The organism is Vibrio sp. 10N.261.51.C6, assembly GCF_041471785.1.
Classification (GTDB): Bacteria; Pseudomonadota; Gammaproteobacteria; order Enterobacterales; family Vibrionaceae; genus Vibrio; species Vibrio crassostreae_C.
In genome coordinates this window covers 122,741-131,875 of record NZ_JBFRPB010000020.1, presented here as the reverse complement: position 1 = coordinate 131,875, position 9,135 = coordinate 122,741, and the positions used below count along the sequence as shown (strand labels likewise).

The 9,135-nt window shown below is 46.8% G+C and carries 7 protein-coding genes; 2 read left to right on the top strand and 5 right to left on the bottom strand.

Annotation, left to right across the window (positions count from 1 at the left end; genetic code table 11):
• The first annotated feature begins 161 nt into the window (after positions 1 to 161).
• On the top strand, positions 162 to 1,403 hold the full coding sequence (locus AB4375_RS06160) for an NADH:ubiquinone reductase (Na(+)-transporting) subunit B (protein ID WP_372051199.1): 1,242 nt from the start codon (positions 162 to 164) through the stop codon (positions 1,401 to 1,403).
• Between the two features lie 92 nt (positions 1,404 to 1,495).
• On the opposite strand, the gene AB4375_RS06155 is transcribed toward AB4375_RS06160, so the two are convergent.
• From AB4375_RS06155 to AB4375_RS06140, 4 genes are all read right to left on the bottom strand, one after another.
• On the bottom strand, positions 1,496 to 1,747 hold the full coding sequence (locus tag AB4375_RS06155; protein ID WP_017070091.1) for a DUF6482 family protein: 252 nt from the start codon (positions 1,745 to 1,747) through the stop codon (positions 1,496 to 1,498).
• A gap of 146 nt (positions 1,748 to 1,893) precedes the next feature.
• Entirely contained in the window at positions 1,894 to 3,612 is a 1,719-nt protein-coding gene (locus tag AB4375_RS06150) for a hypothetical protein (protein WP_372051198.1), read from the bottom strand.
• Between the two features lie 201 nt (positions 3,613 to 3,813).
• Positions 3,814 to 5,169, bottom strand: a complete 1,356-nt coding sequence (gene gorA, locus AB4375_RS06145) for a glutathione-disulfide reductase (RefSeq protein WP_104216355.1) — start codon at positions 5,167 to 5,169, stop codon at positions 3,814 to 3,816.
• A gap of 188 nt (positions 5,170 to 5,357) precedes the next feature.
• Positions 5,358 to 6,197, bottom strand: a complete 840-nt coding sequence (locus AB4375_RS06140; protein ID WP_372051197.1) for a 23S rRNA (adenine(2030)-N(6))-methyltransferase RlmJ — start codon at positions 6,195 to 6,197, stop codon at positions 5,358 to 5,360.
• A 279-nt stretch (positions 6,198 to 6,476) separates the two neighbouring features.
• Here AB4375_RS06140 and prlC point away from each other — a divergent pair, with 279 nt between their 5' ends.
• Positions 6,477 to 8,519, top strand: coding sequence for an oligopeptidase A (prlC, locus tag AB4375_RS06135; RefSeq protein WP_017071475.1), 2,043 nt, complete (start codon positions 6,477 to 6,479; stop codon positions 8,517 to 8,519).
• 91 nt (positions 8,520 to 8,610) lie between these two features.
• On the opposite strand, the gene asnC is transcribed toward prlC, so the two are convergent.
• Positions 8,611 to 9,075: a transcriptional regulator AsnC gene (asnC, locus tag AB4375_RS06130; RefSeq protein ID WP_008218581.1), complete on the bottom strand. Its 465-nt coding sequence runs from the start codon at positions 9,073 to 9,075 to the stop codon at positions 8,611 to 8,613.
• Between the last annotated feature and the right edge of the window lie 60 nt (positions 9,076 to 9,135).

The window sequence follows — 9,135 nt, the reverse complement described above, 5'->3', positions numbered from 1 at the left end:
GCCTCCTCCTACTCGATTATACGCCTCTCTTTTTCGACATCGGTTCGACTTTTAGACTCTCGTTCTTCAAGACGAATTTGATTAAAAATCGCTAAAAATTGTTCAAATAGCACGGTTGATGCGTAGAAAACCATAACTCAAGCAATAAGGTGATTGAGATTATGAGTTTAAAGAAACGATTAGAAGACGTGGCTCCACGCTTTGAAGCCGGAGGGAAGTACGAAAAGCTCTACCCAGTGTATGAAGCTTTCGCGACAATATTCTATACACCCGGAAACGTAAACCGCGGCATAACCCATGTTCGTGACAGCATTGACCTAAAGCGCATCATGATTCTGGTATGGCTGGCGACTTTCCCGGCAATGTTCTGGGGGATGTATAACGTCGGACACCAAAGCGTCCTCGCATTAACCTCCAGCTATCAACTTAACGAACTTGCCTCGGTTATTGAAAGCAGCTGGCGTCTGTCGTGGGCATTTGGTGATGCGCAGTCATTGGTGGCAAGTGGCTGGGAAAGTCAGATGTTGCTTGGTGCACTCTATTTCCTACCCGTTTATGCCACGGTGTTTGTGGTAGGTGGCTTCTGGGAGGTACTGTTTGCTGTCGTTCGTAAGCACGAAGTTAATGAAGGTTTTTTTGTTAGCTCTGTGCTGTTTGCACTCATCCTCCCGCCAACCATCCCGCTTTGGCAAGCCGCGTTAGGTATCACCTTTGGTATTGTTGTCGCCAAAGAGTTATTCGGCGGCACAGGGCGAAATTTCCTTAACCCAGCCCTTGCAGGACGCGCGTTCCTTTACTTTGCCTATCCCGCCAACATGTCCGGTGGGTTGGTATGGGTTGCTGCTGACGGCTATTCAGGCGCGACCCCACTGAGCCAATGGTATGAGGGGGGCAGCCCGTCACTCATCAATAATATGACTGGCGAGGCGATCACCTGGATGGATGCCTTTATCGGTAATATTCCAGGTTCGATGGGTGAGGTGTCGTCACTGCTGATCATGCTGACGGGGTTGATTTTGATTGTGATGAAGATAGCGTCTTGGCGCATTGTCGCCGGTGTGATTGTCGGCCTTGTCGTGACGTCGAGTTTACTGAACTGGATAGGGTCGGATACTAACTCGATGTTTTCGATGCCGTTTTACTGGCACTTTGTGTTGGGTGGTGTTGCCTTTGGTACCTTCTTCATGGCAACAGACCCTGTATCTGCCGCGTTTACCAATCAGAGTAAATGGGCCTATGGGATTTTGATCGGCGTGATGACGGTCGGTATTCGAGTGCTTAATCCAGCCTACCCAGAGGGCATTATGCTGGCTATCTTGTTCGCCAACCTGTTCGCTCCGCTATTCGACTTTGTAGTGAAAGAGCAGAACATTAAACGAAGACTTAAACGGACATCGCGCTAATCTAGGTGATTAAAAGTGAAAGTGACTCCCATAAGAAAGGCTTGCATTGATGCAAGCCTTTCAATTTTTATCGCGATTGATTTGAGGTTGATTTAACTCCACTTCAAATCAATCTCGAAAGGCTGTGTGCTACCACAATGCTCACCGCACATCTCGTCGTAGGCACTGTTGTGAACCAACATTGCCGATGCTACGCCTTGGTCGCTAAAGTGATCGCGTGCTTGGTTAATACTCAAAAACTTCATAGGGTGCTGGTGGTCATCTTTGATTAATTGTTTTTGCTCGCCAATAACTTGGTAAGCCAAGTAAATCCCGCCTTCAAATGATTCGATCAGTAGATTCATTACAAACTCCGTTGTTGTTTTGGATCGCTAAGATTTTGTTTTTGTATCTACGGGGATGGGGGCTTGAAGGTTCATCTATACTAAAAATGAAAAAAACCAGAAGCGTGCTTCTGGTTTATCTAGAGGTAAACGAATCAATTTAGCGATTAGTTGATTTTCTGCATGATGCTAGAGCTGCCGTTGCTATTACCGAAGCTGTCCATCTTACGACGAATCAGTAGGCCCTCATCCCAATCAGTGCCTGCTGGTTGGTATTCCCATTTAATGAAGTACTCATCGTTTGCGTGGCACGCTGTACCTGCTACATAGCCATCAGCGTCACAGAAGCGCACGACCGTGTTCAACTCAGTCAAGGTTGCTTTCGACTCGCGGCCCGCTTGGTTGAACCACCAGTAGTCGATAGTCGCTAATTGAGCGTAAGTATAAACAGACTCGCCCAAATCTTCCGGTGATGAAGGAGCACCATTTTGGCTTTCACACTCTGCGCCAGATATTGTGATTGCTAAGTCTGAGAAGACCATTCTCATGACTGCACTTTGTCCATCGCCACAAATCGCGGTGGTGTCCCATGTACCTGTGAAGTCGACGTAGCGCTCGGCATCTTTTGAATCAACTTCATAATAGTAACCAACGCGCTCTGTTGCACGAGATGGGTCATTGTTAGGGTCATCGCCTAGTGTTTCTTTTTTAACGATCTCGGAATAAATACCAGTCACAGGGTCAAAAGAGCCAGAGGTTGTGCTGCGAATCCATTTTGGCGTGCCGTTCTCACCATCATCCCAAACATGGTTGGCGGTGTAATGGTTTAGGTCTGATGCCTTTTCAGCATCAAACGGCATCCAGTCGATGTCCGAGTTTGTAAATTCTTCATCTGCCGTTGAAGACTGTGCTAGATCTCGAAGTCTGTATGCAAAAGGGTTGTTGAGCACAAACTGACTATCCGGTGTAAGATCGCCATTCTCATGGTCTATTTGGTTATCACCATCAATATCACAACCCTTCCTTTCTGGATCTTCTTCTTCGATCCATTGGTGCGCAGCGTTAGAAACACAGGTGAGGTACTGTTCTGCGAAGTTTTCCGACAATGAATAATCGTTCGATCCAGCCAGCATAGAGACGGAGTCAGCTGAGTTCACCTTGTATGTCATCTCGGTCATGCCACGAGTACGTTCAAACATTTCTGATTCCATAAGCTTATCAGCATGAACGTAGGTGAACTTTTCAGAGTTTTGAGTCACATCAATATAACGAACGATTTTACCTTCAGCCATAAAAGGATTAACGGTGTCTTCGCCGCGAGTCATTGAGCCAAACGCATTTTGCATATGATCAAGAGCATCTTCTTCCGAAGTGATGTTTGCAGAGTCTACGCCCATTTCGTCTAAGAAGTCGATCACGCTATCACGATCATCTAAGCTTAGATCTTCCATCTTAGCTAGAGTCGTTGCATCAGGCGATCGCAGCGCATCTGGAATGGTCAGCACATCATCGGACGAACTACCAAATTCGTTATCTAAAGATTGAAGTAAAATCGCTAGGTTAACGGCACGTGCATATTTGCCCGCAGCTTCAAATGGAGTCAATACATCACGGTTTGATGCTGCACCTACTTTTAAGCCGTTTTCGCCGCCAATGAAGAAGGTCACCGTGTCGCTAGTTTTAGCGGTAAATTCGCCTTCGCTATTTGTAACACCATTTAAGCCAGAACTGGTGTTGTAGTAGATACCTTCAACAGCGGCATCGATAAATTTGTTGGTTGTTGTTGATGGTTCTGTCGGTGTTGTGACACCTGAATTAGAACTGTCGCTACCACAACCTGTTAAAGCCACTGCAATCGCCGCTGCGAGAATACTCACTTTTTTCATTACTCGTACATCCTTTCTGTAATAGAGCTATTTGTTATTTTTATGCGTGTAATTTTATAGCGCGCGATTGTAGCGTGATCTTTCTTCCAAGTTAAGTGTGTAAAATGCTGTTCGGTTAATAAACATTCGAACATACGGTAAAAAACACAAAAAGCCGACAGATGTCGGCTTTTTCATAATATTTCCTTGACTTACAAAGGTTTAACGCATGGTAACAAACTCTTCGCTGCCCGTTGGGTGAATCGCCACAACAGAGTCGAAGTCTGCTTTGGTTGCGCCCATCTTCATTGCAACGCCGAAGCCTTGAATCATTTCATCAACCGTGAAGCCGATGCCGTGTAGGCCAACGACAGTCTCTTCTTCGCCAGCACATACTAGCTTCATCTTACAAGGTTGACGGTGCTTGGTTACTGCTGTGTACATCGCAGTGAAGCCCGATGTGTAAACCTTGATGTTGTCTTTGCCGTACTTCTCTTCAGCTTCTTGGGTCGTAAGACCGATCGTGCCGATAGGTGGGTGGCTGAATACAACAGTAGGAACTAGCTTGTAGTCCATCTTCGCGTTGGTTTGACCGTTGAATAGACGCTCAGAAAGCTGACGACCTGCTTTAACTGCTACAGGTGTTAGCTCGATACCGCCTTCCATGATGTCACCAACACAGTAGATGCCCGGAACGTTAGTCGCTTGGAACTCGTCTACCTTGATGTAGCCACGGTCGTTCGTCTCAACGCCAGTTGATGCTAGGTTGATCGCGTCAGTTGCTGGGTGGCGACCGATAGCCCAGATTAGGTGGTCAACGTTTTGAGTGTTGCCGTTCTCTAGGTGTAGAGTCAGTGTGCCGTCTGCTTCTTTCACTACTTCTTTTGGAACAGAGTGTGTATGAAGTGTTGGGCCTTCCGCTTCCATTACTTCAACCAATGTCTCGATGATCATTGGGTCGAAGCTACGTAGTGGAGATTCTTTACGGCAGAACAGGTGTGTTTCTGTGCCAAGTGCGCTTAGTACGCCTGCGATCTCAACAGCAATGTAGCCCGCGCCGATAACCGCAACACGTTTAGGTTGCTCCATTAGGTCGAAGAAACCGTTTGAATCGATGCCGTATTCTGCGCCAGGGATGTTTGGAATGGTTGGACGACCACCTACTGCGATCAGAATATGATCAGCGGTGTAGTGTTCACCGTTAACTTCAACAGTCTTCTCGTCAACGAACTTAGCAAAGCCTTTGATTACGTTTACTTTGTTGTTACCAAGAACGCGATCGTAAGATTGGTGGATACGACCAATGTACGCTTGGCGGTTTTCTATTAATTTGCTCCAGTTGAAGCTTTTTACTTCAACGTCGAAGCCGTAATCTTCAGAGTATAGGTTGATCGCTTCAGCAACTTGAGCGCCGTGCCACATTACCTTTTTAGGAACACAACCAACGTTTACACAAGTACCACCAAGGTCTTGAGCTTCGATAAGTGCAACCTTTGCACCGTGCATTGCTGCGCGGTTTGCTGATGCGATGCCGCCTGAACCGCCGCCGATACAGATGTAATCAAAATGAGTCGCCATTACTTTCTCCGTTTATTGAAGGCTGTGGGTACAGTGAGCGCACTGAACACCTACGTCCTATAGATTCTTAAATTGTCTAATTATTATATTGAGGGCAGATCGGTTGAACTCAATCTCCCTGTTTAAAATTTATTCGTGTACGTCACAATCTGCTTAATATTTGTCAGAGCATGACGTTAAGTTCGAGATTACTCGGGTACGATCCACTCTACTTTGAAGTGACCGGTCGCCGGCGCAATTGCATCCTTCAAGAATGGAAGAATCTCTTTCATTTGGCTTTCTAGCTTCCAAGGCGGGTTAATCACGATCATGCCTGATGCCGTCATGCCACGCTCGTTGGTGTCTGGTGATACGCCAAGTTCGATTTGTAGAATCTTGTTGATGCCTAAGCCTTCGAGACCTTCGATCATATCTTCGATATCACAGCGATTTACTACCGGATACCAAATTGCGTAGATACCGGTTGCCCAGCGCTTGTGGCTTTGAGCGATTGCAGTCACGACATCACGGTACTCTTTTGCCAGCTCGTAAGGCGGGTCGATCAGTACTAAACCACGACGTTCTTTTGGTGGCAGGCTGCCCTTTAAGCGCTTAAAACCATCTTCTTTGTAGATAGATACCTGACGATCACGGTGGAACTCTTGCTCAAGCAGCGGGTGATCGGCTGGGTGAAGCTCAGTCAGTACCATGCGGTCTTGGTCACGCAGGTGTGCACGTGCAACACGTGGAGAACCCGGGTAGTAACGCAGTTTCTCGCCATTATTGAGAATGGAAATAGACTCAAGGTAGCTTTGAATGTCTTCAGGAAGGTCTGTTTGCTCCCACACACGAGCAATACCTTGCTTGTATTCACCGGTTTTTTCAGACCATTCATGCGTTAAGTCGTAACGACCTACACCAGAGTGAGTGTCATGATAAACAAAAGGCTTATCCTTTTGTTTCAAAGAATTAAGAATAAGGCTCTGTACGATATGCTTTACTACGTCGGCATGGTTACCTGCGTGGAAGCTGTGGCGATAACTTAACAAATTAAACTCTCGTAACACTCTCGATTTAGAGTGTGGTTAGTGTAGGTGGGGTTAATCAGACTATTATAACCCTCAATGGACCATAAATTCTCGAACAATTCAGGGACAGTCGTCAGCTATCTGCAGTTAGTTATTGGTTCTACTATTGAAATTTGCCTTTATGGGCACTATTTAATAACTATTCGCAGGTGATTTTTTAGGGCGAACTTTAGCCTGATGACTGTAAGACGACCTCATTACAAAAAAGACGAAAGTCTCTAAAGCCAAAGGAATGTTTATATGTCTAATCCGCTATTAACCTTCACGGACTTACCTCCGTTTTCACAGATCAAGCCAGAGCACGTAAAGCCTGCAGTTGAGCAAGTGATTGAAGCGTGTCGCAACAAGATAGAACAAGTACTTGAAGGTAATACTTCACCAAGCTGGGACAACCTAGTTGCTCCAATTGAAGAAGTGGATGATCGTTTAGGTCGCATTTGGTCACCTGTAAGCCATATGAACTCTGTCGTGAACAGTGACGAACTGCGTGAAGCGTATGAGAGCTGCTTACCTGTGCTATCTGAATACGGCACTTGGGTTGGCCAACACAAAGGCTTGTTCGAAGCGTATAAAGCGATCAAGGCGAGTGAAGCATTCTCTGCACTGAACCGAGCTCAACAAAAAACTATTACCGACGCACTGCGCGACTTTGAATTGTCGGGCATTGGCTTACCTGCAGATGAACAGCACCGTTACGGCGAGATCAGCAAGCGTCAGTCTGAGCTAGGCTCTCAATTCTCAAACAACGTGCTTGATGCAACTATGGGTTGGAGCAAGCAGATCACAGACGTAGCTGAGCTGGCGGGTATGCCTGAATCGGCACTGGCGGCAGCTCAAGCGGCGGCCGAATCTAAAGAGCAAGAAGGTTACCTACTGACTCTAGATATCCCATCATACCTACCTGTGATGACCTACTGTGATAACCAAGAACTGCGTAAAGAGCTTTATGAAGCGTACGTAACGCGCGCTTCAGATCGCGGTCCAAACGCAGGTAAGTGGGACAACACTGAGATCATCACCGAGCAACTTAAGCTGCGCCACGAGATCGCGCGCATGCTTGGTTTCAGTACTTACAGCGAAAAATCACTGTCGACTAAGATGGCAGAAACGCCAGACCAAGTGCTTGGCTTCCTAAACGACCTAGCAGTAAAAGCCAAACCGCAAGGTGAGCGAGAAGTTGAAGAGCTACGCCAGTTTGCTGAGAAAGAATTTGGTGTCTCTGAGCTAAACCTGTGGGACATCGCTTACTACAGTGAGAAACAAAAACAGAAACTGTTCGAGATCTCTGATGAAGAGCTTCGTCCTTACTTCCCAGAATCTAATGTGGTTTCAGGTCTGTTTGAGGTACTGAACCGCGTGTTTGGTATGTCGGTAACAGAGCGTCAAGGCGTAGACACTTGGCATGAGTCAGTGCGTTTCTTTGATATCTTTGATGCGACTGGAACACTGCGTGGTAGCTTCTACCTAGATCTATACGCACGTGAACACAAACGTGGTGGCGCTTGGATGGATGACTGTCGTGGTCGTCGCATTACCGAATCTGGCGAGCTACAGACCCCGGTTGCTTACCTAACGTGTAACTTCAATAAGCCAGTTGGTGATAAGCCAGCACTGTTTACTCACGATGAAGTGGTGACCTTGTTCCACGAATTCGGTCACGGTATCCACCACATGCTGACGCAAGTAGAAGCGGGCGCAGTTGCGGGTATCAATGGCGTGCCTTGGGATGCGGTTGAATTACCAAGTCAGTTCCTAGAAAACTGGTGTTGGGAAGAAGAAGCGCTGTCGTTCATCTCTGGTCACTTCGAAACGGGTGAAGCGCTACCAAAAGAGATGCTAGAGAAGATGCTAGCGGCGAAGAACTTCCAATCTGCGATGTTTATCCTGCGTCAGCTAGAGCTTGGTTTGTTCGATTTCACGCTACACACAGAATACGACCCTGAAGTGGGTGCTCGCGTACTAGAAACGCTAGCGGATGTTAAGTCTAAGGTGTCGGTACTGCCAAGCCTAGATTGGAACCGTTTCTCACACAGCTTTGGTCATATCTTTGCTGGTGGTTACAGCGCGGGCTACTACAGCTACCTGTGGGCAGAAGTGCTATCGGCAGATGCGTTCTCAGCATTTGAAGAAGAGGGTATCTTCAACACTGAAACGGGTAATCGCTTCCTGAACAACATCCTTGAAATGGGTGGCAGTGAAGAGCCAATGGAGCTGTTCAAACGCTTCCGTGGTCGTGAGCCACAAATCGACGCAATGCTGCGCCACGCGGGAATCAACGCATAATCACGGTAACTATCTAGTTTATTGCGAAAAGAGCCTCTAGTTAGAGGCTCTTTTTTTGTCTGTGCGTTATGCCAAGCAAGGCGAATCAATGTTATGGATTCACATTGCGGTTGATAGGGTTCTGCAATGAAATCAGTGTCTCTGTCGACTGAACTTCATCGATCGCTTGCAGCTTATCGATCAATACAAACTGCAGCTCTTCTATCGACTTACACATCAGCTTTACAAAGATATTGTAAGCACCAGTGGTGTAGTACGCCTCAACCACTTCGTCTAAGGCATTCAGCTTAGCGATCGCCGAGTGGTAATCTTTGGCAGCATTAAGGTTGATGCCAATAAAGCAACACACGTCGTAACCCAGTTTTTTGGTGTTTACCACAACTTCCGTTCGCTCGATAATGTCTGCCGATCTCATCTTTTCGATGCGAACGTGAATCGTCGCAGGGCTGACATCGAACTGCTTTGCCATTTCAGCGTAAGGAGTTCGTGCATCTTCCATCAAGGTTTTGAGAATGGCACGGTCTAGATCATCTAGACGAGCTGTGGTTGTGGACATGCATAATCCTTAGGTTGAATGAAAAACATACCGGCTTGAGTACACATCATAGCCAAGGGT